This is a genomic window from Algoriphagus resistens (assembly GCF_001442615.1).
In the GTDB taxonomy this organism is placed as follows: Bacteria; Bacteroidota; Bacteroidia; order Cytophagales; family Cyclobacteriaceae; genus Algoriphagus; species Algoriphagus resistens.
The window spans coordinates 188,493-213,386 of record NZ_LMXN01000007.1; the positions used below are offsets into that span (position 1 = coordinate 188,493).

The following is a 24,894-nucleotide window of genomic DNA, read 5'->3' on the forward strand; positions in this document are numbered from 1 at the left end:
TAGTTTTATACATGCAAGACAAAAAATTCAACATTGCCGTTCTGATCGACGGGGACAATGCCCAGGCAAAATTGATCAAGGAAATACTCGAAGAAGTTTCCAAATACGGTAAAGCCACCATCCGGAGAATTTACGGAGATTGGACCACGCCTCATATGAATAGCTGGAAGGAAATGATCAACCTACATTCCTTCAGCCCCATTCAGAAATTCTCCTACACCACCGGCAAAAACTCCACTGACAGCTCTATGATCATCGATGCGATGGATATACTCCACAGCAATAGTGTGGATGGATTTTGTATCGTTTCATCAGATTCGGATTACACAGGTTTAGCCAAAAGAATCCGTGAAGAGGGCATGTTTGTGATGGGAATCGGGCGGAGAATTACCCCCAAAGCCTTTGTGCAATCCTGCGAGATATTCACTTATGCCGAGAATCTTTTGCCTGAGGAAAAGCCAAAATCCGCTCCCAAAAAAGTGGAGAAGTCCCAGGTCAGTACTACTCGAAAGAATGTGGTGGTGACTGAGGAAATCAAAAAAGAACAACCGGAAAAGGAAACCGCAGAACTGGATCTGAGTATTATAGACAAGGCTTTTGAGATCTCCTCTGATGAGGAAGAGGAAATCCACATTGCCAAGATCGGTGCCTCTCTGAGAAAGATCGACCCAAGTTTTGATCCGAGATCCTATGGATTCCGCAACCTTACGGAGCTCTTCAGAAATCTCGACAAGTACGTGGTGGTGAAGAATCTGGTGAACGGATTGAATTATCCGCTGGTGAAGCTGAAGTGACGGATGCTGGGTGTCCGATGTCAGGTGACCGGTGTAGCTTGAATCTAGTGTTAAGCACTTTCTATATTGCTTTTATCTCATCTCATTTCGATCAAATACAGCTAAAATTTAAAGGAATTGCTAAACCTTACGATACGGCTACACCGGGCATCGGACACCAGACACCAGACAAATGTCATAAGAGGATTCGAAGGATCGGGCATAATAAAGGACAATCATATGTTATGAAATCGAGCATGTCGAAAACGACGCACAGAGATGATTATAATGCATGCGAGATTCCATATGGTCCTTAAAAGACAAAACATAATCATATGAAAATAATCATCACAGGAACAACTGGTATGGTCGGAGAAGGCGTGATGCAGCGCTGTCTGGAAAACCAGCAAGTCGAAAAAGTTTTGGCTATAAGCCGCAAGCCAAACGGTCACCAACATCCGAAACTGGAAGAATTGATCCATTCTGATTTCATAGACTTAAGCACTGTAGAAAACCAACTTATCGGCTACGACGCATGCTTTTTCTGCGCAGGAATATCTTCGTTAGGGATCAGTAAAGAGCAATACGAGAAAACCACCTATGAATTGACGTTGAGCTTTGCCACCACTTTAGCCAAGCTAAATCCCGAGATGACTTTCACTTATGTATCTGGACAGGGAACTGACAGTTCCGAAAAAGGGAAAAGCCACTGGGCAAGAGTGAAGGGTAAAACCGAGAATGAGCTGAAGAGGCTTCCATTCAAAAACGTATACGCCTATCGGCCTGGAGGTATGAAACCGATGGAAGGTGCCAAACACGTACTATCGTACTATAAGTACTTTGCATGGATGTATCCCATAGGCAGAAAATTATATCCAAATGGATTTAATACACTCGCCGAGGTCGGGGATTCCATGGTTTATGTAAGTTCAAATCCCTATACCAAATTTATCCTGGAAGGCAGGGAGATCACCGAAACGGCAAATCTTCTGAACTTAAGCAAATCTATCTTAAGCTTTGTGAAAGAGTAAAACTAGAATGTGATTGGCTAAACTTTACGATGAGGCAGACATCCGACATCCAAAATCCATCACTCCAGTTCCCTCAGCTTAAACACTTCAAAACTCATCAGATCTTCCTCATTTTTGGGATTATCAGGATGGCTGATGGAAATATACAAGCCGTCCTTTCCTACAAAGGAATTCCCTGGGTAGTAGGTGTTTTCAGGCATCAGGGTTTCTCCCAGCATATTCAGATCCTTGTCCAAAATCATCACGGCGAACTTCCTGGGGAATCTTCTGAGTTCATTGATTTCCTCCTCATTTTCTACTTCTACCTTAGGGAAAACAAAACGGTAAAACACTCCGCGGTACTCGTCATACAAAAGGCGCTCGTAGCGGTCAGAGGCGAGCACATATTTCATCGTATTGAATTGATTCGTGCCTTCATTAAAACTAGGAAAACTCTGATCTACGAACTGGCTTTTGGCATCTGCAGTCTTTATGGAGTTTCCATCTAAGTCAGTTACATAAAGGGTATGATCCGCCACGAGCGAGTAAACCAAGTTCACTCCGTCAGAAGCCATGCTAAAATCCAGAAGTTTTGGTCCAGATTCATTGTACCCTTTTGGCCATGTGATTGGCAAGAGACCTACCTCGGAACTCTTCAAGTCAATCGTATAACTGAGCTTTTTTGAAGCAAGTGTATCATCCGTAACTTCCCGTATATTACTTTCAAACTTTGCATTCACCAATAACTTATTCCCTCTCAGAATGGGGGAATAATTATAGTGGGCATTGTGTACAAAAGCGGCTGTGTATCCAAGTGGGGGTTCATATTTGTAATTTGCCTTGATTTTCGCACTTGTGTCAGTCAGATTAAGATTGCGCATTGGATAGCCAAACAGAAAAATACTATCCATCGAGTGCACGTGGATTCCCGAAATATATTCCACTCCTTCTGGTCCCTCCAGGTCAAAGATCATACGCTTTTCCAGAGTCCTTGAATCAAGATTATACAGCTGAATCTCATTATTAACCTGGTTTACATTAAACAGCCAGCTGCCATTTTCATCCTGAAAAGCCACCAAACCACCGCTGACATTGGAAGTCTGGCTATCAATCTGCAGTGAAACCAACTGTCCGTCAGAAACCAATTCCTGAGGAGTGGTGATGTATTCAGAGTCTGATCCGCAGCTTTGCACAAGACAAATGCCGCTGCAAAGCACCAACATAAGAGCAGTGTACTTTTTCATACACTTAATTTAAAAGTTTCAGCTTATAGTACACTACAAAATCCTCTTCCACCCCAAAGAAATCTTGATTCTTCTTAGCTAGAATTTCGCCCTTTTCTGTAATCATACTGCTAAACACTAAGCCCTCAGGAAGCTCTATTTCATTCATTACTAAGTTATTTTGCTCGTCAAAGACTGCCGCAAAATCCTTATCGACAAGCTCTACCGATTCATCCGCCTGACTTTGCAGAACCAGATCCTCTGGAAATCCTTTCCGATAAATCACAATAGTTTTTCCTGCATAACGATACAGCTGGAAGATATACCCAGGCTTGATGCTATGTGTGAGTTCTAAGTACTGTCCTACTTCGCTGAATGGAAGTGGCTTTGGCAGCACGGCATCTAAAGCCTCCAAGTCAACTGTCTTCTCTAATACCAACTCCTCGCCCTCTTCCTTATACACGAAGTATTTCAGTTCCTTCCAAAAATACAGATACCAGCGATCAGCATATTTCTTCACTGTAGGGAAAGGAAAAAAATAAAAGTTGCCATCAGCATACCTAGAGGTCTGGGGAAATGCCATGGTTTTCCTGATTTCGCTGGACAACGTATCCATCACCTCCAGCACTGGTTTGGTATATTGATCCTCAGCCATCCATTCCATTCCTCCAGTGATGCTGTCCCTATTGATAGGTCTCAGGTAAGCAATCTCATTTCCCAAAGAATTAAAAGCCCCTCCTAAACCAGGACCAATAAACATATATGGATAAGGAAGGGAGATTTTGGACTGGATAACTCCATCTGTATTCAAAGAATAAAAGCCGGTATCGGAATCAAGAATCTTGATCTCCGAATTTCTAAATGATAATGAGAATATACCATGAATTGCATTAGGCCCTTCCAGCGCTATAGTAATCACGGAAGTGATCTCGCCTGTATCGTTGAATACGATGAGCTCCTGATCCGTTTTCTCTGTGACGGCGATATACTGCCTGCTAATGGAATCATAATCCTGAATCCATAAAGACCCAAGGCGATCAATCCTAATGGAGTCAACTATCTCCAGGTGAAAATCAGCAGAACCTTTGACTGTGTCATTATCCTTCTGACTGCATGAAAAATAACAAAGTACTAAAACGAGGGGAAGTAAAAATCTTTTCATACCCCAAGATAAATAGCTTAAACTAACATGCTAAGTTAATTTTTCCTAAGTCAAGGTTTTGCGCTAATGTTAAATACAAAAGCCCGGTACTTCAATAATGCTACGAAAATCGCCCCGCCAAAAGCATTGCCGAGCAAGGCCGTCCCCTGAAAGGAAAGATAATCCAAAAGTGAAATTTCTGGTGAACTCAACATGCCGGAAAATACTTCTACACTACCAATAATACTGTGGTGCAATCCTGTGAAGGCCATCACCGAAGTGATCATATAGATCATCACTATTCTACTTATCGTATCTCTGGATGATGCCAGCAGCCATGACAGCAAACCCATCAGCCATCCTGCTACTATTGCGCTTACCAATATTACCGGAAGCTCTGTTCGCAGGGTGTGAAGGGCGATGATCTCCACGACCTCATTATTGAAAATGTCCAAATGCGGCCCCAGCCACAGTAAAATCGCTGAAATAATAAACCCTCCTACCAAGTTTCCGGCAATCACTATTCCCCAAAGCTTCAACATACTCAACATAGTCCTTTTCTTGTTCAGAACAGGTAAAGTCAATAAAGCCGTCTGCTCTGTGAATAGTATGCTTTGACCTAGGACCACCATAATAAACCCCAAAGGGTAAACCAGCGAAATAACCCGGATAATGGAATGGGAATCGATCTTCCCCATTAAAAAAAAATAAAGTGTACATAGCATCAAGTAACTAAAACCTATCTCCAAGCCTGCGGTGAGTGAACTGGTGAAAAGACTGATGGTACGCTTATCGTAGACTTCAAGCGCATCTATAATCTGATCCCGTAGAATTTCCCCATGGGTTTTGGCCGAATCCCTACTCTTAGACTTGGGGTTCTTTAATTCATTATCAATTTCCTTCTGCAGCTCCTTCGCCAGTTGTTCCTCCGTTTTCTCTTTTTTCCAGACCATTCGAATGTTGGTAATGATTTTCTCTAGGCAATTTAATCTAATACAACATGGAAAATAAAATTAAGTTTAGCAGTAAACAGAACAGGCAAAAGGGTTATAGCTTAGAAAAAACCAGCCAGCTGATTGTCAACAGTTCTCCTTATAACTCCGTAAGCAGAATATTCTTAAACTCCACCTCTGCCCCCTCTGCCTGCAAGGCGATTTTCCCGCGGGTAGCTGTTGCATTGAACCCATCATTGACCAGATCTCCATTCAGCCAGACAGTCACTTTATCTGCGTCACAGGTGATCTTGATATGATTCCACTCACCAAGCGGCTTCTCCGAGTCATCCGTTAGATTTTTGATTCGTCTTTCCTTCTTGCCATTTACACCCCAGTTTTCTTTTGGACCACGTCTGGCCTCCATATCCTCCACTTCAATGTTTTGCTGGATACACCAAAAATCCCCTGCATTGCTGTGCATGAGTTGCACTTCTATAGATTTGGGAAACATATCATACAAAGCCCGGGGTGTAGATGCGTGTACCAAAATCCCGCAGTTGCCTGGTTTTCCCGCAAATCTGTAATCAAGTTCCAGCGTGTAATTATCATACTCAGCCTCTGAAATCAAGTGACCTTGAGGAGTGCCCAAACTAACCAGAAGTCCGTCCCGGATAACAAATGGAATTCTCAGAGAGCTGTCTGCCTCAAGGTCGGGAACATCCATATACCAACCAGCTAGGCTTTTTCCATCAAAGAGATTTTTGGTTTGACTTTGGGCGAAGAATGAAGCAGAGACAAAAAGTAGAAGTATTGAGATATTTTTCATGGTTTTGAGATAGTGTTAAGGATCCTTCAAGCTAAAAATAATCCACCAATTATCCTGAGATACTTTCCTGTAGTCAATTAGCTTGCTGACCTGGTTCAGTCTGGTGACTTAGACCTATAATACTTGAGTCTTCATACTCCTATCAGTTAAAGATGCAGCATGAAGTTTGCAATAAAATGGGAACTAGTCATGAGACCCTTGTGCCATAGTGTCCTCTACCTCACACACTTTACTTCCTCAATTCCTAAAAACTGAGACTGAACACCAGAAACTATCTCTCTCTGGCTTCCCAGATCCGCATAAAAAGCATATGCGCCATTCTCCTTGCATGCTCCTTTGCGTAATCTGCCACTTCTCCTTCAAAATACCGGTCGATGGTCCCAAACCACAGTTCAAGCCAGTTCCCAAAATGAGCTTGTTCTATGCTGTTGTTCACTTCCGCATCCACATTCCTGTGCACTTTTACGGGATTAAACTTCCCTGCACCTGGGCCAGTTTGCAGAAGTATCATTTCCCAAAAATCACTTAAATGGATCAAATGTGTTTCCCAATCTTTAACCACTTTATTGAAAATAGGCCCCAATGTATCGTGTTTCCTGATTTGATCATAAAATCTCCTGACCAAAAAATCAACTTCCTTCCTAGATCTGATTTCTACTCTCTCCATTGCTTTTTTATTTTAGAATAGGCTCCAACACTTCCAATTTACCATCAATATTGCCAGGAATCGGCAAACCGAGAATTTTACAAATCAAGGGATACACATGTATGTTTTGAAAAGTCTCTATCTCAATGCCTGATTTAAACGCCGGCCCATTGGCATAGAAAATAGCATGCATATCTTTGTACGCAGGGCTGAAACCATGTTCCCCGAAAACCTCAGTATCCAATCGTTCTGCATTCTCATCAAGGTGCTTTAATGTGGTCTCCCAAGCCAAATAATAATATCGATCAGGAATAATCAGGATGTCTCCGATTCTGTCTTTATACATCAGATTCTGATAATTCTCTTTATGATCCACATCTGTGATGTGAATGGGCAAATCAGATTTTTCCAGTTGCCTAATCACTTTTGCTTTGTCTTTTGAATCCTCAAGGTAGAGGTGTGCCAAAGCCCCATTATTAACTATCCTAGCCGGAATATCCTTAGTCAGCTCGCTTAAATTTAGGAAATGACCCATCGGTACATCCATCATTCCATGATCTGAAACGATAATCACATTAATATCCAGCTCATAACTTTTCAAACCCTCAAACAAGGCTCCCAACACATGATCCAGTCGCTGTAGGGTGGTTTTGAGTTGTTTGTCATTACTCGGTCCATAGCGATGACCAATATCATCCATATCCGAGAAATAAAGGGTAATCAGCCGTGGGCGCTCATTCTTCGGCAGTTCCAGCCATTTGAACACCTCAGTTACTCGAGCCAAATTACTTACTCTCCCATCATAGGGATGATAATAACTCGGTCGGACTCCCTGTACATCTGCCTCTGATCCTACAAAAAAGTAACTTGCTGCTTTCATATTATTCTGCTCAGCCAGTACCCATAGGGGCGTTCCTCCATACCAAGAACCATCTTGCACTATCTCCGTTTTACCGATTCCGTAAGTTTGGTCTTTCTCAGGATCATAAAAAGAATTATCCACCAGACCGTGGTGCTCCGGCTTCAACCCGGTGGCAATGGTATAATGATTGGGAAAGGTCTTGCTGGGAAAAGAAGGCATCATGCTCTCTGCTGCTGCACCTGCTGCTATAAATCTTCCCAAATTCTCAGGTTGAAAACGCTCCACATAGTCATATCTGAAACCGTCTAAGGAAATCAAAATCACGATTGGTTCCTCCCCTTCTTGGGAAAATGCGAAAGTGGGATATACGAATACGGCCAAGAACAGCCAATAAATCTTCTTCATTGAATAAGCTTTTGCCAAAAATACCAGCTGCATCCATGGTAAACAATCCAATCACCACTAATAACAGTTTGATAAACCAGTGACGGATTACCATCCCATTGCTCCACAGTTTTGGGAAGTTTTTCCCATGTAAACTTTCGAAAAGTCTTTCTTTTCCCCAAATAGCCGATTTGGTACATCTATTGAGTAGCTCAATACTTCATACGGTCCTGAATATGGGATTGGGCATGGCATAAACGATATACCAAGAGAGAATTATCCATAAGGTTAGATTTTCCCGAAACGATTTCTGGACAGGCTATGTAAACTATTAAAGACAACTATTATTAAAACATGAAAACGACGAACAAACTTTTAATGGCAACCTTAATCGCAACGACTACTCTGGGGGCTGTGAGTTGTAAATCAAGTAACGCGGTAAAAGGCGGTGCAATCGGCGGTGCTGCGGGTGGAGTGCTGGGCGGCGTGATCGCCGGCAAAGGCAATACCGCTGTAGGCGTACTGATTGGGTCTGCAGTCGGAGGCACTGCTGGAGCACTCATTGGAAATCAAATGGACAAAGCTGCAGATGAACTTCAACGTGACCTTGAGGGCGCAAAAGTAGAGCGTGTGGGAGAAGGCATCAAAATCACCTTTGATTCCGGACTGATGTTCCCAGTGGACAAATCTGAGCTGAGTGAAGCATCTAAGCAAAACTTGACTGACCTAGCTGAAACATTGAAAAAGTATGAGGACACAAATGTCTTGGTGGAGGGACATACAGACAACACCGGTTCAGATGATTACAACCTGAAGTTATCGGAAAGGAGAGCATACTCTGTTGAAGATTTCTTAACTGCAAATGGCATTGCGAAAAACAGGATGGAAATCACAGCTTACGGAGAAATGCAGCCTATCGCTACCAATGAGACCTCGGAAGGACGTCAACAGAACAGGCGGGTAGAAGTGGCAATATATGCAAACAAAAAGATGCAGAAAATGGCAGAAAGAGGTGAGTTGGGTGGCGAATAGCCCTCATATTAATCCTAGTTATTATTCCAAAAGGCGACCAATAAGGTTGCCTTTTTTAGTTTATCTCACTGATTCTGCTTCAATAAACCTTGGTAATACTCAGCTCGTTTTTCATCACCGAGCGACTTATTGATTAAATATAAATTGCCTAACACCACCTTGTTGGAACCATATTCCAGTGCTTTCTCCAGCACTGGCAATGCCTCACGCTCTTTTCTCTGCGCCAGCAAGACAGAGCCCAAATTCATGTAAGCGTTAAAAGGATCCTCTGGGTTTTCAAGTGTTGCAGCTCGATAATAACGCTCAGATGCAGCATAGTTTTTATCTTTCAAAAAAGCTATCGTGCCCAGGTTTGTAAGCACAACAGGATTGGCTGGATTGACTTCATACGCTTTCAGGAATTGCTTTTTGGCAGCCAGCGTATCTGAAATTTCCAATAGGGATTTTGCATAAGCTGCGTAAAAAACCGGGTATTTTTCTGCTCCACCAAATTCCTCAAAGTCCTGGTCACATTTAGCGTATTTCTCCGCTGCTTTGGAATAATCTTTCCGCTGAAAAGCAGCATTTGCCTCAGACATCGCATATAGAAACGTTATTTCCTCCACTGACCGCCCTGTAGAATCCCCGACTTGATATTGCATAGCCTTCTCCCTATTTCCAGCTTCCGAATAGAGATAAGAAAGAGTGGTTTTGGTAGCATTATCATCTTGGTATTCCAGCGCTTTTTCGAGCATTGTAATAGCTTTCAGAAATTCCCCTTTCTTCATATAAGTCAACCCTAGATTCTTGTAATTCGGAAAATATTCGGGCCTATCTGCTTTCAAGCTTTTCAAATAATACGCTTCTGCCTGACCATAATTGCCTTTCTCATAATTCAGCATGCCAAGTTTGAACCACCCAAAATAGGCTCTTGGATTCTTTTTTACACTTTCTTCGAAGACTTTTACTGCCCGAGCTGAATCTCCATAACCAAGAAGTACTTCACCCAGCGCATTCAGGTATTGAGACACGGTGTTATTCTCACCCAAAATTTCATTAGAAATATCAAATTCCTTAATCGCCTCAGCGAAATAGGGCTTAGCAGAATCTACTGAGGATTTTTCAATCTCCTTCCCCTTCAAGCGTAATTCTTCTGCGTACATCACATGCGTTCTCCAGCTCTTCGGAGCAGTTTCAATTCCTGATCTGGATAGGGTCAGATTACTTTCCCATACCTTTGAACGATCTAGGGTTTTCCAAGAAAAAGCCAATATCACTGGTATAAACAAAAGAGGCATCAGGATATGGAGCTTTTCCGGCTGAAATTTCTGAATCAAATAATAAAAGCCATACACCGCCAAAAAACAGAAAGCGATGGAAGGTATAAACATAAACCGTTCCCCCAGATTGGAACCGATGGTCAGCGAAGTCGTTAAATTGGCGAAAATAGAAAAGGTTGCCAAGTAAAACAGAACCCCAAAACTGAAAAGGTTTCTAGTTCTATATCCTCGATATGCTAAGAAAATCATTCCGCCAAAAAGCAGTAAACTCAACCATACTACCGGGTTTCTAAAAGTCTGTACATCTAGCTGCGCAAAAGAATAATCCCAACTCAGAGGATGCGGAAAGATCAGTAATTTGATGTATTCCAGATAAATGTAAAGGTTGGTTGCCAGGCGCTCGCCTCCGCCCAAACCATAAAGAACTGAGTTGATCTTCGAATCGTAAGTTGTGCTGGCACTATCCAAAACGGCCGCTCTAATAAGCAAATAAACCACCGCGGGAATCACAAATGGCAGGGTAGTTTTTAAGGCGGAAACTACGGTTTTCTCTTGAAAGAAATAAGCTATTAGAACGACCAAGGCAATTAATGGCAGTGATTCCTCTTTGGAAAGCAAGGACAGAAAAAAAAGAAATCCGATTAAAACCGACCTCGGGGCAGACACTTTATTCTCTCCATTCATCCAAGTCAAAACTGCAGAAAATGCAAATAAAGAAGCCAGTAAAGTATCCCGGCTTTTGACAGAAGCCACCACTTCGCTGTGAATCGGATGAACTGCATACAGCAGCAATATTAGTATTGGAAGAATGATTGGCAGGTTTTTGCGGGCACAAAGTTTCAACAAAACCAAACCCAGAATCACCAGCAGCCCACCATACAGCAACACATTCAATATATGCCCATTTCCCCCCTTGAACTCACCAAAAATCTGATGCTCAACCGCAAAAGTCAAAAGTGTAAAAGGTCTATATATACTCGTATTGACCGGGTTAATCTGAATGAAATTCATAGAACCGTACTTGAATAGTTCTGCCCATTCTTCCAGTCCTTTCTGTGTCACTCCGTTGAAATAGGCATAAATTCCATCATCTCCAGAATATCCATAATTGTACGTTTGTGCATATAGCAAAGTGCCAAAAATGGCTACCAGTAGAATCCAAAAAAATGATTTCTGCTTCATTAAGATATTCAGTGATTGGAAAAATGAAAATAGGAATAAAATCCCTAACCTGCCATTCTGAATAAAACACTACTGACTTTTCTAGCCAAGATTCTAAAACCAGCACTTATTCTTCCAACCATCCGAAATGACACGCTAGCGGATCACATTAGAAATCCATCCGCATCAAAAAATCAGTCTGAACTTCATCCCCAAAAGGAAAAGGATGAGAACTAAAGATGCTCAAGCCATTCTTTTCGTAGAATTTAATCGCCCGTATATTCTTTTCCCACACACCCAGCCACAGGTACTTTTTCCTGTTAAGCTTTGCAAAGTTGATCGTATGATTTAGCAAAATTTTACCCAAACCTTGTCCAATGTATTTTCGGAGGAGGTATAGTCGGGCAACTTCCAGACTAGAGTTATCATGCAGGTCCGTTTGTGCCGGAACAAAATTCACTTTGGCATACCCGGCGAGCACTCCATCTACTTCAAGTAGAAAAAACACGGATGCCGGATTTTCCATCTCATCCATAAATTGCTCTTCAGTAAATGCCTCTTCCAGGTAAGAATTTACATTTTCAATTTTATTTCCTTCGGTAAAAGCTTCGACAAATGAGGCCCTAGCCATTTCCACCAAAGGACTCAGGTCAGCAAAATTGGCCTTTCTGATTAAATAGGACATGTAGTAATAGTATGATTCTGAATACCCGTTGCAACAGGCTTATCAATTTTCAGACAAATCTAATTTGATTTTTCTCTTCTCTGACTTGTAAGCCATTCTTTTCCTTACTTCTGAAGTAAATAGAAAAGACTTCAATACTTTATTTTTGATTTTCAAGCTGGTTCCTTTCATCCAAATCATCAGGAAACTTGATTTTCAAAAGCTTCTTTATTTGTTCTTCAATGGCTTTAGACTTTTTTTCAGCTTCACGAATAGGAATACCATCTGCCATCCCCGGGCGCAAATGTCCAGTAGATGTAAGCCAAGCATCTTTGAGTAAAGATTGTCTCTTAGAAATAAGTTCCAGTATTTTTTCGCCAGATGGAAATGTCGCAATCGCTTCATGAATATCCCCATAGTGTCTTACCCCGGATTCTCCCAAACTAAGCAAAATTTCCTTTGCCATTAACCAATGCCCTACTTCCCCTGGGTGAACCCCATCTTTGGCTAAATAAAACGTACTGTCCAAAGCCCGTTGCTCTTCTAAATAGTGACGCATAGGCCAATGGATATCAATGACCTTCCATTCTTGCACATATCTTCGAGACAGCAGCCAATCTGAATAATTATCCAACACATTGGCATAAGCCGCTCCTTTTTTAGGATCATATACAGGGGGAGTGATATAAATTGCTTCGGCTTCGATTTCCGAAATCCTAGAGTCAAGCCAATTAAGCCCGTCTTTGTATTCCTGGAATCTTCCCTGCTCCAAGGGTAAGTAAATCCCATCATTCATTCCATAATTTACGAAAACCAAATCAGGTTTTAGTTGATTAAAAACCCTGTCCAGTCGCTCGTGTAGATCCGGTCTGGGAAAAGCCCCATTGGCATGATTTTCCTCAGACAGGCCGGAGACGGTCTCACTTGGCAACCCCATATTAATCCATTCCATATCACGATCTGGATGTTTTAATCTAAAATAGGTTTCCACATAGCTGATATACTGGCCACTGTAGGTAATACTATTTCCCAAAAAAACAATCCGGTGAACCTCCTGGGGGATCAGATAACCCTCCTGGGAAAAGACCGGGAAACCTGATAGGAATGAAAGAATAAAAAGGAGTGCGCCACGTATCATCGCTGCTATTTTGGTATAAAACATGTGTTAAAATTCCAAGTTAAAGAGATTATTTGGCGCTTCAGCAAATCATCCACTGTGAAAATATTCATTTGTATGCATCGCAGGAGCAAAGTATCTTCACCCTCAGTTTCTATAAATCAAACATAGTTTTCAAAAAAGATCGGAACAAATGGCTTCAGGAATATTTGCATTGTTAGATGATATCGCTACACTAATGGATGATGTGGCGGTAATGAGTAAAGTAGCAGCAAAGAAAACTGCTGGGATTTTGGGAGATGACTTGGCCGTAAATGCGGAGAAAGCTTCTGGTTTTGTCTCCGATCGTGAAATCCCGGTGCTCTGGGCAATCACCAAAGGCTCCCTTCTGAACAAAGCCATAATTCTCCCCTTTGCTTTTTTGCTCAGTGCTTTTGTCCCTACAGCGGTCACAATCATTTTAATACTGGGAGGATTGTACCTCGCATACGAAGGAGCAGAGAAAATCTACGAATACTTTGTGCCGCACGAGCATGAGAAGCATATAAATCTAGCTGAAGATCTTACGAAAGAACAGATTCTGGCCCGAGAAAAGGAAAAGGTAAAATCCGCTATAGTTACTGACTTTATTCTCTCAGTGGAAATTGTGATTATCGCGCTTGGCACTGTGGTCGGAGAACCCATTTTGGAGCAGATCCTCGTAGTTTCTATTATAGCTCTGATTGCCACAGTCGGCGTCTATGGTATCGTGGCTGTGATCGTACGGATGGATGAGTTTGGGTATAAGCTGATCGCAATGAATGAACAAGAAGATAGCTTTTCTGATAAAGTCGGCTTGGTTATGGTCAATGCTCTTCCTAAACTCATCAAAGCCATGGGCTTCATAGGAACTATAGCTTTGCTTCTGGTCTCTGGAGGAATTTTCGTCCACAATATTGACTTTTTCCATCACCTCTTTCCTTCATTTCCAGCCATCATCACCGAATTCCTGATGGGTCTGATAATTGGTTTTATAGCTTTTGGGATTATTTCCCTTGGGAAAAAGCTGTTAAAAAAGAACTAGATATTGTTCTAAAAATTCATTTTTAGCATTTCATCATAGCTTCCCTTTAAATGGACAAGATTTTTGCTGCTTGTTATTATCTTATAGTTCTTCAAAAAAAACTATAAATGAAAACCTGTTATAGCTACTTAGCAAATCTGATAATTCTTGTCCTTTTCTCATCCCAGGCTTCATTTGCTCAGGACAAAAGAGCCGAAGGGTTTACGCCTACTTTTAATCCAACCTATAGAATACCAGTCTTTGAGCAGGATCAGCGAGTTGAAAAGATCAAAGAAATACGTCCTGAACTTGAAGCCCTCATGGCAAAATACGCAAAGGAAAATCACATTCCGGGAATTGCCTATGGTATAGTAGTGGACGAGGAATTGATTCTGGCCTCTTCTACAGGCGTACTTAATTTAGAGAAAAACACGCCAGTAGCCACCACGTCAGGTTTCCGAATTGCTTCGATGACCAAGAGCTTTACTGCCATGGCTATCATGAAACTTCGGGACGAAGGAAAACTTTCTCTTAATGATCCTGTAGAGAAATACATTCCTGAGATGGCAAAACTTCAATACCTGACTGATGATGCTCCGGTGATTGACATAGAAAATCTTCTGACGATGACAGCTGGATTTCCGGAGGACAATCCCTGGGGAGACCGCCAACTTGATGAAGATGAGCAGATGCTTTTGGATATGATCAACGATGGAATTTCCTTCGCCAATGTACCTTCTTTCCAATACGAATACAGCAATACAGGTTATGCGCTCCTCGGTCACATTATCTCAAAAGTATCAGGTCAGTCCTATCAGGATTATATAAAAGAGAATATTTTGCAACCTCTGGGAATGACTCATACTTTTTGGGAAATTGACGATGTTCCGGAAAAGGAGTTGGCAATCGGCTACCGCTGGGAGGATGAGCAATGGAAACTTGAACCTATGTTACATGACGGGGTTTTTGGTGCAATGGGCGGATTAGTGACTTCTATTGAGGATTTCAGCAAGTATGTAAGCCTCCATTTATCTGCCTGGCCTCCACGAAGCGGTAAAGAAAATGGCCCAATAAGAAGAAGTTCGCTAAGGGAAATGCAGACACCTCAATATTCTAGGTTAATTAAAACCGGAGATTGTGCTATTATGAGTGGCTATGGTTTTGGTTTGGGGATTTCTCAAAACTGTAAAGGAACAAAATGGGTATCCCATGGAGGCGCACTACCAGGATTTGGTAGTAACTATCGTTTTTTTCCAGAATTTGGAATTGGGATAATGGCATTTTGCAACTTGACTTACACCACTCCATGGCCGCTTTCAGAAATTGAAGAGTTGCTTTATGAAAAAGGAATTATGAAACCAAGACAAATACCTGTTTCGGATATTCTGGAAAAACGCAAAAATCAACTGATAATTTTAATCCAAACAAGCAACAAAGACCTTGAAGCTTCTATTTTGGCAGAAAACTTCTTTTTGGATCAGTCTAAAGAATCGCGCTATGCTGAATACAAAACAATTTTGTCCCAAGCTGGAGAAATCAGTAACATAACTTCTCTTAAGCCAAGCAATCAACTTCGGGGTAGCTTCACTCTTAAAGGAGAAAATGGAGATGTCGACATTTTCTTTACACTCACACCCGAGCACGACACTAAAGTTCAACAACTCGATTTGAACTTCAAACCGAAAAAGTAGCTCAAAACAACGCTGAATTACGCAGAGAATATAAATAAATATCTATGTATATACATTTATTTTCTAAACATTGAACTTTACAAGAGGCAGAATGTTTAGTAATCATTGCCTTCAGGCGGAAGCCAAAAAGCTTGAAAACTAAACCAACTAATTATGCAAGTTTTAGAAAATTTGAATTGGCGATATGCCACCAAATCAATGAACGGAATTTCAGTTCCCCAAGAAAAAGTGGATTACATTCTAGAAGCAGTGAGACTATCGGCTTCTTCCTCAGGATTGCAGCCTTATGAAATTTTGGTGATTACTGATCCTGAAGTAAAAGAGAGAATCAAACCAATCGCCTGGAATCAAAGCCAAATCACCGACGCATCACACATCCTGGTATTTGCAGCCTGGGACAACTATACTGAGGAGAGAATCAACAGTGTATTCAAATACAACAATGAGCAGAGAGGCCTACCTGACGCGGTCACTGACGAGTATAGGAACAAGCTTTTGCAAAGCTATACTGCCAAAACCGCTGAAGAAAACTTTACCCACACCGCCAAACAAGCCTATATAGCGCTGGGCACAGCATTGATTGCAGCAGCAGAGCAAAAGGTAGACTCCACTCCCATGGAAGGTTTTGATCCTGTAGCACTGGATGAGATTTTGGACCTTAAATCCAAAGGATTGCGCAGTGTTATTGTGTTACCGCTTGGATATAGAAATGAGGAAGATGATTGGTTGGTAAACATGAAAAAAGTACGGACTCCGAAAGAAAAATTTGTGACAGTTATCTAACTGGAATAATTTTCAGGAATACAAAGTGGATTGGGCAAGCGCTCAATCCACTTTTTTATTTTGTACCGGGAAATTCTGAACTTAGGGATGACAACAAACTGATCCATGATAACTCCAGAATCATTTGCTAAGCTGGCACTTTCCTTTCCAGGCACTGAAAGCGCTCCCCACTTTGATAGAACTGCTTTCAAAGTGGTGAAAAAACGGATATTTGCTACCCTGCATGAGAAATCTCAAACAGCAAACCTTGTATTGACATTAGATGAGCAAAATGCTTTTTGTGAATTTGATCCTAATGCAATATACCCTGTACCAAACAAATGGGGGGAAAAAGGCTGGACAACGTTTGACCTCCAAAAGGTTCCAAAAGAAGTGCTTTTCGAAGCTCTGAATTCTGCCTATTCGGATGTAAACAAGCATAATAGAAAGCCTAATCCATAAACATTTTGGCCTTTATCTTTAAAAAAACGACCAAAAAAACATCAATATATGTCTTCATCCACGAGAAAGAATATTGAAACTCAAAGCTCCAAAGAATTCACTGGAATTGAACTTAAAAACCCAGCTACTTATGCTGCCGGATTCACTGGAGTAAAGGTCGCACTTCAGCATACTTTCAAAGAAATGGGTGCAATACGGGCTATCAAGACACTATCCCACATGAATCAGCTGGATGGTTTTGACTGTCCTGGGTGTGCTTGGCCAGACCCTGAGCACAGATCTAAACTGGCAGAATACTGCGAAAATGGAGCCAAGGCATTGGCAGAGGAAGCGACTAACCAAATCGTGGATAATACCTTCTTTTCAAATTATTCTGTGCAGGAAATGTCCCGCTGGTCAGACTACAAAATTGGGAAAAGCGGTCGATTAGTTGCTCCAATGATCCTTAAGCCAGGCTCGAACCATTACCAGGAAATTACTTGGGAAGATGCATTTAGATTGATTGCAGATCATTTACATGCGCTTTCAAATCCAGATGAAGCCATTTTTTACACTTCTGGCAGATCCAGCAATGAAGCCGCTTTTCTATACGGACTTTTCGCTAGAGCATTTGGGACGAACAATATGCCAGATTGCTCCAATATGTGTCATGAATCCAGCGGAGTAGGACTTTCTCAGACACTGGGAATAGGAAAAGGATCAGTAAAATTGGAGGATTTTGACAAAGCCGAAGTAGTTATGGTAATTGGGCAAAACCCAGGAACAAATCATCCAAGAATGCTTTCAGCGCTGGAAAAATGCAAAGCGAATGGAGGAAAAATAATAAGTGTTAACCCGCTTCAAGAAGCTGGGTTAATCAGGTTCAGAAATCCTCAGGGGTTAAGTGGAATGTTGCTCAACGGACAGGGTTTAACAGATATATATCTTCAGGTAAAAATCAATCAGGATGTTGCCCTTTTGAAATTGATAGAGAAAAAACTGGCCGCATTAGATAAAGTCGATAAGAAAGTTTTTGACCATGAATTCATAGTTAACTACACCGAAGGCTACGAATCTCTTATAGTTCATTTAGACAAACACACAGAACAAGAATTACTTGAACTCTGTGGAGTGGAAGAGAAATTGATAAACGAAGCTGTTACTCTTTTAGCCAAAAAAAGTCGAATCATCATCTGCTGGGCCATGGGATTGACCCAGCACAAAAACGGTGTAGAAAATATCAAGGAATGTGTCAATCTTCTCCTTCTTAAAGGTAGCCTTGGAAAGCCTGGCTCAGGCACCTGTCCCGTTCGGGGACACAGCAATGTACAGGGAGATCGAAGTGTCGGAATTATGCACTACGTTTCCAAAGAATTAAATGCTGCTATAAAAAACACCTTTGGCTTCGATGCACCTGATCACGAAGGAGTAGATGTGGTAAAGGCAATTCCTGCTATGTATGAGGGGAAATCCAAAGTCTTTATTTGTTTGGGAGGGAATTTTGTATCTGCTGCATCCGACACAGAATACACAGCCAAAGCGGTTCAAAACTGCGACCTTACGATCCAGATCAGTACTAAACTCAATCGTAGTCATTTGATTACCGGAAAGACAGCCTTGATTTTGCCCGCACTTGGAAGATCAGATAAGGATGTAAAAGATGGGGAGAAACGTCATTTGACGGTAGAAAACAGTATGGGAATAGTGCATCAATCCAAAGGATTTCTAGATCCAATTTCGGATGATATTAAAAGTGAACCAGAAATTATTGCCGGAATTGCTGCAGCGTACTTCAGAGAAGTCCATCCTGTAAAATGGAAGTCGCTGGGATCAAATTATGAGTTGCTGCGTGAGAAATTAGGAGAAGTGATTTCCGGTTTCAAAGACCTGAATACCAAGTCTGAAGGTTCAGGATATTATTTACCAAATAATGTGCGAAATCTAGATTTCAGTAAACTGCCAAATCAGAGGGCTCAGTTCAGCATGACTGAATTACCGATTCACAACCTAAATGAAAATGAATATCTGTTGATGAGTATTCGCTCACACGATCAGTTCAATACGACAATCTATGGTCTTAATGATCGCTACAGAGGTATTCATAATGAGCGCAGAGTTCTTTTTATGAATGAAACCGATATGGCTCGGGAGAATTTCAAGAAAATGGATGTGGTGAATATTATGAGCAATTATCAGGGACAGGAGCGTAAAGTCTTTCAATTTTTAGTCATACCATACCATATCCCCCAAACAAATTTGGCAGCCTATTTCCCAGAAATAAATCCTCTCATCCCTATTCATGAGTATGCAGAAAAAAGCAATACACCCATTAGTAAGTCGGTCAAGGTGAGTTTGGAGAAGGCAGATTGAACTTTGTAAGTAGTAAACCAGGGAGTAATAAGTATTGGTGAATTTTATCGTTTACCACTTTGCATTTATACTTCTTCTTTATGCAATCCATTTCGTAACAAAATCAAATCAGCGCACCACTACAGGTTAGTATTAAAGAAGATAATTACTATTTTAAGCCAAACTTAAATTGATTTTTAGGTCAAACCCGAATTATCCAAAATAACCTTAACCTATCCCCATGAAATCCAAACAATGGAAACAGCTGGTACTTGCTGTGATCGTACTGACAGTCGCTTCCTATCTTTTTATCTTCAAAGAAGGAAAACTTGTTCCCACTTTGGCAGATGTACCTTTTGTCTTTTGGTCAGGATTCCTGATTACGGTGCTTGTAGTATTCGCCACCTTTATCGGATCCAAAGTTTTTCCATTTGAAGATCCTAAGAAGCAATGATTGCATGGTTAATATTCTTTTTCTCGCTATTTCTGGCGATGCTAGGCTACGCTTCTTATCGCTCCTATAAAAAAGACAGAACTTCCGACGACTTCATTTTCGCAGGATCGAATATCGGTACCATCCTAGGTTTCCTGACATTTTCGGCAGCCCTATTCTCTGCTTTCACCTTCATGGGCATGCCGGATTTCTTCCGCACTCACGGGGTTGGGGCCTGGATATTCCTGGCTTTATCTGATGCGCTGATGGTTTTTTTTCTGATATGGTTTGGGTATGCATTAAGAAAAAGAGCTTCAATCAACGGATATAAAGGAGTAGCCGGTTTGATGAAATCCTGCTATGGCCATTCATTCCCTGGATATCTGGTATTTGCAAGTGCCTTCCTCTTTCTGATTCCCTATGTAGCCATCCAAATACGCGGCATTTCTATCTTTTTGGATGCGGCATTTCCTGATATGCTGCCTTACTGGTCTTGGTCGGCACTTTTGGTATTTATCATGCTGATTTATTCTGAAATCGGAGGGCTAAAAGCAATCGTGTACAGTGACGCTATCCAAGGCGTGATCATGCTTACTGTGATCTGGATTATTGGCGTGACTTGCCTTCAAATGAGCGGAGGGCTGGAGTCCGGGTTGGCAAAAGTGTCTGAAACAAATGCAGATTTGCTGACACTTCCTGGCCCGAAAGGATTATTCACCAGCCCCTTTCTGATAGCTTCAGCCATAGCTATTGTACTTATCCCTGTTTCCCAGCCTCAATTTACCACTCGTCTGGTAGTGATGAAAAATCTAAAATCCGTCCATAGGATGGCTTATGCTGTTGGTATTTTTGCAATTCTTGTAATTCTGCCGACTGCCTTTATTGGGCTTTATGGTGCTATCAAATATCCTGACGCAAGTACTGCAGACTTCCTTACCAATGCGCTCTTATTTGATCAGGCGGTACCCGTTGCAGCTCTCGCTGTAGTCGGACTTTTCGCAGCTTGTCTCTCTACTACAAATGCGCAGATCTTTGCATTAGGCACCGAACTTAGGTCCCTGCTTTCAGGATCTGACAAGTCCAATATGCGGGTCACTAAGATTTCAATCTTGATATTTTCGTTGATCGTTTTGGTATTTTCCACTTATATGAGTGATGAATTGGTATTGTTGGCACGTGTGAGTTTTGCAGGCACATCTATGATAGCACCCGTAGTATTGGGCGCTGTGATATTCAAGAACCCTCCCAAAGCACTAATCTGGCTTTCAACCTTCGCACTGCTCACATTCGTATTGTCACTTGTAGGAGTCGTTCCCGATCGTATTGGCGGGTATCCTCTTGATTTCTTGATGTACTGTGTACTCTTTATCCTAACTTTTATCTTGATGCTAAGACATCATTTGACTCAAAAAACAACGCATGAAGCTTGATTCAAACATTTCCACAACTCAACTGGAACAGCCTCTCATAAGATTCTGGGAGCTTTCTGCACAAAAAATTCTACAAATAGAAAAATATTTTGACCCCAATACGGGGGCACCGGTTTTCACAGAAAATGGAAAATATGTAACCCGAGGCTGGACTGAATGGACCCAAGGCTTTCAGTATGGCTCGTCAATTCTTCAGTTTGACGCAACTGGGGACCAGCAGTTTTTAAAAATAGGAAGAGACAACACATTAACCAAAATGGCTCCTCACCTCACCCATACAGGAGTGCACGATCATGGATTTAACAATGTCAGCACCTACGGAAATTTACTCAGGCTAATTGAAGAAGGGAAAATTGAAAATTCCGATTGGGAGAAAAACTTCTATCAGCTTGCGCTAAAAGTAAGTGGTGCGGTACAGGCAACACGCTGGACTGTAATCCCTGATGGCGGATTTATTTATTCGTTTAACGGTCCCCATTCTTTGTTTGTAGATACCATTCGCTCGTGCAGGGCACTAATCGTTTCGCATGGGTTAGGCCATGTCTTGCAGGGAGAAAACGACAAACGCATATCGCTCATCCAGCGGGCGATCCAACACATTCTTAGCACTGTCCGCTATTCGCTTTTTTATGGAAATGGTAGAGACACCTACGACACTGCAGGGAGAACTGCACATGAAATCATCTTCAACATAAATGACGGAAATTACCGCTGTCCAAATTCTCAACAAGGCTATACCGGCTTCAGCACCTGGACCCGGGGTTTGGCTTGGGCTATTTGCGGGTTGGGTGAAACACTTGAAATTCTAGACAGGATTGACGAGCTGGACTATTCAGCAGTTATCTCGAAAGAGGATCTTATCTCAGAACTTACTAAAGCAGCCATCGCAACTACCGAGTTTTACCTTAGTAATACACCGACAGATGGTATTCCCTATTGGGACACTGGAGCACCGAATCTGCATAAAATGGGTGATTACCTCAATGAGAAATCTGACCCATATAATGCCTATGAACCAATCGATTCTTCTGCAGCTTGTATAGCCGCACAAGGATTTATCCGAATTGGGAATTGGCTGAAAAATTCCAACCCGATACGGTCGGAGAAGTATATAAATGCAGGAATTCAAATAGCCAAAAATTTATTTGCTGAGCCATATCTCTCTACAGATCCTGACCATCAAGGTTTGATATTACATTCTATCTACCATCAGCCAAACGGCTGGGACCATCGTCGGGAACCAAATAAAGTTCCATACGGAGAATCATGTATGTGGGGGGATTATCATGCACGTGAGCTGGCGCTATTACTCCAGCGTATGCTAAAAGGCGAAATCTATTATAGCTATTTAAATTGTATAGGGCGATGAACACTGGAAAATACAAACCACAATACCCTAGAGTTGCTCAGCTGAAAACTACAGAAAATCTTCGTGATCATCTGAAAAAAGCAGGCATAAGAATGGATTTCGATGAGGATTTGAAGACAGGAGAGCATTCTCCATTTACGAAAGCACACACCACACGAGCTGGTAACATCATAGGAAATGCATTCTGTATCCTTCCTATGGAAGGCTGGGACGGCACTACTGACGGGAAACCTACCGAACTCACCAAAAGACGATGGAAGAACTTTGCGATTTCCGGAGCGAAATTACTTTGGGGCTGTGAGGCTGTCGCCGTACAACCGGCAGGCAGAGCAAACCCAAACCAATTAATGATCAATGAAAAAAACCTAGGTGATTTTGAGCGATTGTATCAGATGGTTGAGCAAGAGCATACAAGTGCTTTTGGAAGTTCGGATGATTTGCTCACCGGTTTGCAGCTAACACATTCAGGTAGATTCTGCAAACCGAATAGCAAAACGAAGATGGAACCTAAAATCCTCTATTCCCATCCGGTTTTGAATAAGAAATTTGGTCTAGCGGAAGATTACCCATTGATGACGGATGGAGAAATCTCAGAACTGATCGATGCATATGTAATTGCGGCTGTCCGCGCGCAGCAGACTGGGTACAAATTCGTTGACATCAAGCATTGTCACGGCTATTTGGGACATGAATTCCTGAGCGCCTACGACCGTGAAGGAAAATATGGGAAGTCAATCGAAAACAGAACACGCTTCATCCGTGAGATCGTAGCAGGAATCAAAGCCGAGGCACCTGGGCTGGAAATCGGTGTACGAATGAGTATTTTCGACTGGATGCCCTTCAAGCAAGGCCCAGAAGGCACTGGGATTCCTGCTGCAGAAAGTCCATACAAATATGCCTTTGGAGGAAATGAATCCGGAATTGGTGAAAACTTATCTGAGTCTTTTGAATTCCTCAAAGAACTGGAGAAGCTGGATATAGAACTGCTTTGCACCACAGCCGGCAGTCCTTATTACAATCCACATATTCAGCGTCCGGCGCTTTTCCCTCCATCAGATGGCTACACCCCTCCTGAGGATCCTCTTCAGGGAGTGGCGAGGCAAATCTCTGCCGTAAGCAAAGTGAAGAAAGCTTTTCCAAGTTTTTATACTGTAGGTTCAGGCTATTCTTATTTGCAAGAATGGTTACCAAATGTGGCACAAAATGTATTGAAAACAGGAAAAGCAGATTCTATTGGCCTGGGCAGAATGGTGCTCAGCTATCCGGAATTACCCGCCGATGTGCTTGAAGGTACTCCAATGAAACGGGCAAAAATCTGTCGTACTTTCTCCGATTGTACTACAGCACCTAGGAATGGGATGATTTCTGGCTGTTTTCCGTTGGACCCTTTTTATAAAAAAATGGAAATACACGAAACACTTAAAACTATCAAAGCATCATGAGTCGAGTCGCATTGGTTACAGGTGGAACACGGGGAATTGGCTTAGGGATAGCCCGAAAACTTGCTGAAGAAGGCATTAATTTAGCCATCAATGGCGTACGTGAAGAGTCAGAGGTAAGAGAGGTCTTGGAAGAGCTGAAAGGATTTGGTGTCCGAGTAGAGTACCTTCAAGGGAACATTGCATCCAGTAAAGATCGCAAGACGATTGTTGAAAGCTTATTAGCGAAATTTGGGAAAATCGATATTCTCGTAAACAATGCCGGAGTGGCCCCTAGAACTAGAAGTGATTTTTTTGATGTGACTGAAGAAGATTATGACCATCTAATGGATATCAATCAAAAAGGCACATTCTTTTTAACTCAAGCTATCGCAAAATGGATGGCAGACTTGAAGAAAGCGAGCCCTGAATCGGAAATCTCTATCATCACCATCACCTCTATTTCATCCACTGTTGCCTCAACGACTCGGGCTTTCTATTGCATGTCCAAGTCTGCGTTATCCATGCTTTCAAAGGTTTTAGCAGTGAAAATGGCAGAATTTGACATCCCAGTTTACGAAATTCGGCCCGGGGTAATTGAGACAGATATGATTGAAAAAGTCCGCGAAACTTATCACCACGGAGTGAAAAACGGAATGACACTTGAACGAAGAATGGGAGTTCCTGAAGATATCGGCAAAGTAGTCACTGCCTTAGTAAAAGGCGATTTTCCTTACTCCACTGGTCAAGTTATTTGCGTAGATGGCGGTATGACTATCGCGCGGATGTAATTGATTGTTATATTAACCGGAATGATTGGGTTAGCAATATCTTCTTAAATTAACGGCTGGAAGACCGAAAACGAAGTAGCCCCAAGGCTAGTGTTTTTCTAATTCTTTGATGCTTTAAAGACTATACTGACAAAG

At 41.9% G+C, this 24,894-nt stretch carries 22 protein-coding genes; 13 read left to right on the forward strand and 9 right to left on the reverse strand.

The annotated features are described in order from the left end of the window. The first annotated feature begins 11 nt into the window (after nucleotides 1-11). Complete coding sequence (locus AS141_RS14365) at nucleotides 12-794, forward strand: NYN domain-containing protein (RefSeq protein WP_057938359.1); 783 nt, start codon at nucleotides 12-14, stop codon at nucleotides 792-794. Between the two features lie 314 nt (nucleotides 795-1,108). Then, complete coding sequence (locus tag AS141_RS14370) at nucleotides 1,109-1,804, forward strand: NAD-dependent epimerase/dehydratase family protein (protein ID WP_057938360.1); 696 nt, start codon at nucleotides 1,109-1,111, stop codon at nucleotides 1,802-1,804. A gap of 59 nt (nucleotides 1,805-1,863) precedes the next feature. Here the strand turns inward: AS141_RS14370 and AS141_RS14375 are convergent, their stop codons facing one another. The 6 genes from AS141_RS14375 to AS141_RS14400 form a co-directional block, all read right to left on the reverse strand. Further along, nucleotides 1,864-3,027, reverse strand: coding sequence for a DUF4221 family protein (locus AS141_RS14375; protein WP_082632300.1), 1,164 nt, complete (start codon nucleotides 3,025-3,027; stop codon nucleotides 1,864-1,866). 4 nt (nucleotides 3,028-3,031) lie between these two features. Beyond that, the gene (locus AS141_RS14380; protein ID WP_057938362.1) at nucleotides 3,032-4,168 is read right to left on the reverse strand and encodes a hypothetical protein; all 1,137 of its coding nucleotides are present in this window, start codon (nucleotides 4,166-4,168) and stop codon (nucleotides 3,032-3,034) included. A 50-nt stretch (nucleotides 4,169-4,218) separates the two neighbouring features. Then, complete coding sequence (locus tag AS141_RS14385) at nucleotides 4,219-5,100, reverse strand: formate/nitrite transporter family protein (protein ID WP_057938363.1); 882 nt, start codon at nucleotides 5,098-5,100, stop codon at nucleotides 4,219-4,221. 139 nt (nucleotides 5,101-5,239) lie between these two features. Next, nucleotides 5,240-5,908, reverse strand: coding sequence for a 3-keto-disaccharide hydrolase (locus AS141_RS14390; protein WP_057938364.1), 669 nt, complete (start codon nucleotides 5,906-5,908; stop codon nucleotides 5,240-5,242). A 271-nt stretch (nucleotides 5,909-6,179) separates the two neighbouring features. Beyond that, nucleotides 6,180-6,575 carry a group III truncated hemoglobin gene (locus AS141_RS14395; RefSeq protein ID WP_057938365.1) on the reverse strand — a complete coding sequence of 132 codons (396 nt, stop codon included), beginning with the start codon at nucleotides 6,573-6,575 and terminating at the stop codon, nucleotides 6,180-6,182. A gap of 7 nt (nucleotides 6,576-6,582) precedes the next feature. Then, entirely contained in the window at nucleotides 6,583-7,821 is a 1,239-nt protein-coding gene (locus AS141_RS14400) for an alkaline phosphatase family protein (RefSeq protein ID WP_057938366.1), read from the reverse strand. A 333-nt stretch (nucleotides 7,822-8,154) separates the two neighbouring features. Here AS141_RS14400 and AS141_RS14410 point away from each other — a divergent pair, with 333 nt between their 5' ends. After that, nucleotides 8,155-8,832 carry an OmpA family protein gene (locus AS141_RS14410; RefSeq protein WP_057938368.1) on the forward strand — a complete coding sequence of 226 codons (678 nt, stop codon included), beginning with the start codon at nucleotides 8,155-8,157 and terminating at the stop codon, nucleotides 8,830-8,832. A gap of 65 nt (nucleotides 8,833-8,897) precedes the next feature. Here the strand turns inward: AS141_RS14410 and AS141_RS14415 are convergent, their stop codons facing one another. The 3 genes from AS141_RS14415 to AS141_RS14425 all read right to left on the reverse strand — a co-directional run bounded on the left by AS141_RS14415 (nucleotide 8,898) and on the right by AS141_RS14425 (nucleotide 13,078). Next, entirely contained in the window at nucleotides 8,898-11,273 is a 2,376-nt protein-coding gene (locus AS141_RS14415) for a tetratricopeptide repeat protein (RefSeq protein WP_057938369.1), read from the reverse strand. Between the two features lie 148 nt (nucleotides 11,274-11,421). Further along, nucleotides 11,422-11,937 (reverse strand): GNAT family N-acetyltransferase, encoded by a 516-nt coding sequence (locus AS141_RS14420; RefSeq protein ID WP_057938370.1) that lies wholly within the window; start codon nucleotides 11,935-11,937, stop codon nucleotides 11,422-11,424. 139 nt (nucleotides 11,938-12,076) lie between these two features. Next, nucleotides 12,077-13,078 carry an SGNH/GDSL hydrolase family protein gene (locus tag AS141_RS14425; RefSeq protein WP_232424926.1) on the reverse strand — a complete coding sequence of 334 codons (1,002 nt, stop codon included), beginning with the start codon at nucleotides 13,076-13,078 and terminating at the stop codon, nucleotides 12,077-12,079. A 148-nt stretch (nucleotides 13,079-13,226) separates the two neighbouring features. Between AS141_RS14425 and AS141_RS14430 the strand changes: the two genes are divergently transcribed. From AS141_RS14430 to AS141_RS14475, 10 genes are all read left to right on the forward strand, one after another. Beyond that, nucleotides 13,227-14,096, forward strand: coding sequence for a DUF808 domain-containing protein (locus tag AS141_RS14430; RefSeq protein WP_057938371.1), 870 nt, complete (start codon nucleotides 13,227-13,229; stop codon nucleotides 14,094-14,096). Nucleotides 14,097-14,203: 107 nt separating this feature from the next. After that, complete coding sequence (locus AS141_RS14435; protein ID WP_057938372.1) at nucleotides 14,204-15,766, forward strand: serine hydrolase domain-containing protein; 1,563 nt, start codon at nucleotides 14,204-14,206, stop codon at nucleotides 15,764-15,766. 153 nt (nucleotides 15,767-15,919) lie between these two features. Beyond that, nucleotides 15,920-16,549: an NAD(P)H-dependent oxidoreductase gene (locus AS141_RS14440; RefSeq protein WP_057938373.1), complete on the forward strand. Its 630-nt coding sequence runs from the start codon at nucleotides 15,920-15,922 to the stop codon at nucleotides 16,547-16,549. Nucleotides 16,550-16,654: 105 nt separating this feature from the next. Further along, nucleotides 16,655-16,990, forward strand: coding sequence for an MmcQ/YjbR family DNA-binding protein (locus tag AS141_RS14445; RefSeq protein WP_057938374.1), 336 nt, complete (start codon nucleotides 16,655-16,657; stop codon nucleotides 16,988-16,990). Nucleotides 16,991-17,038: 48 nt separating this feature from the next. Then, nucleotides 17,039-19,339, forward strand: coding sequence for an FdhF/YdeP family oxidoreductase (locus AS141_RS14450; RefSeq protein WP_057938375.1), 2,301 nt, complete (start codon nucleotides 17,039-17,041; stop codon nucleotides 19,337-19,339). A 220-nt stretch (nucleotides 19,340-19,559) separates the two neighbouring features. Next, nucleotides 19,560-19,772, forward strand: a complete 213-nt coding sequence (locus AS141_RS14455; RefSeq protein WP_057938376.1) for a hypothetical protein — start codon at nucleotides 19,560-19,562, stop codon at nucleotides 19,770-19,772. Next, entirely contained in the window at nucleotides 19,769-21,181 is a 1,413-nt protein-coding gene (locus AS141_RS14460) for a sodium:solute symporter family protein (RefSeq protein ID WP_057938377.1), read from the forward strand. The genes AS141_RS14455 and AS141_RS14460 overlap by 4 nt, the downstream gene beginning before the upstream one ends. Then, complete coding sequence (locus AS141_RS14465) at nucleotides 21,171-22,550, forward strand: glycoside hydrolase family 88 protein (RefSeq protein ID WP_057938378.1); 1,380 nt, start codon at nucleotides 21,171-21,173, stop codon at nucleotides 22,548-22,550. The genes AS141_RS14460 and AS141_RS14465 overlap by 11 nt, the downstream gene beginning before the upstream one ends. Further along, nucleotides 22,547-23,992, forward strand: a complete 1,446-nt coding sequence (locus AS141_RS14470; protein WP_057938379.1) for an oxidoreductase — start codon at nucleotides 22,547-22,549, stop codon at nucleotides 23,990-23,992. Before AS141_RS14465 ends, AS141_RS14470 begins: the two co-directional genes overlap by 4 nt. Then, nucleotides 23,989-24,759 carry a 3-ketoacyl-ACP reductase gene (locus tag AS141_RS14475; protein WP_057938380.1) on the forward strand — a complete coding sequence of 257 codons (771 nt, stop codon included), beginning with the start codon at nucleotides 23,989-23,991 and terminating at the stop codon, nucleotides 24,757-24,759. The genes AS141_RS14470 and AS141_RS14475 overlap by 4 nt, the downstream gene beginning before the upstream one ends. Nucleotides 24,760-24,894 lie beyond the last annotated feature (135 nt).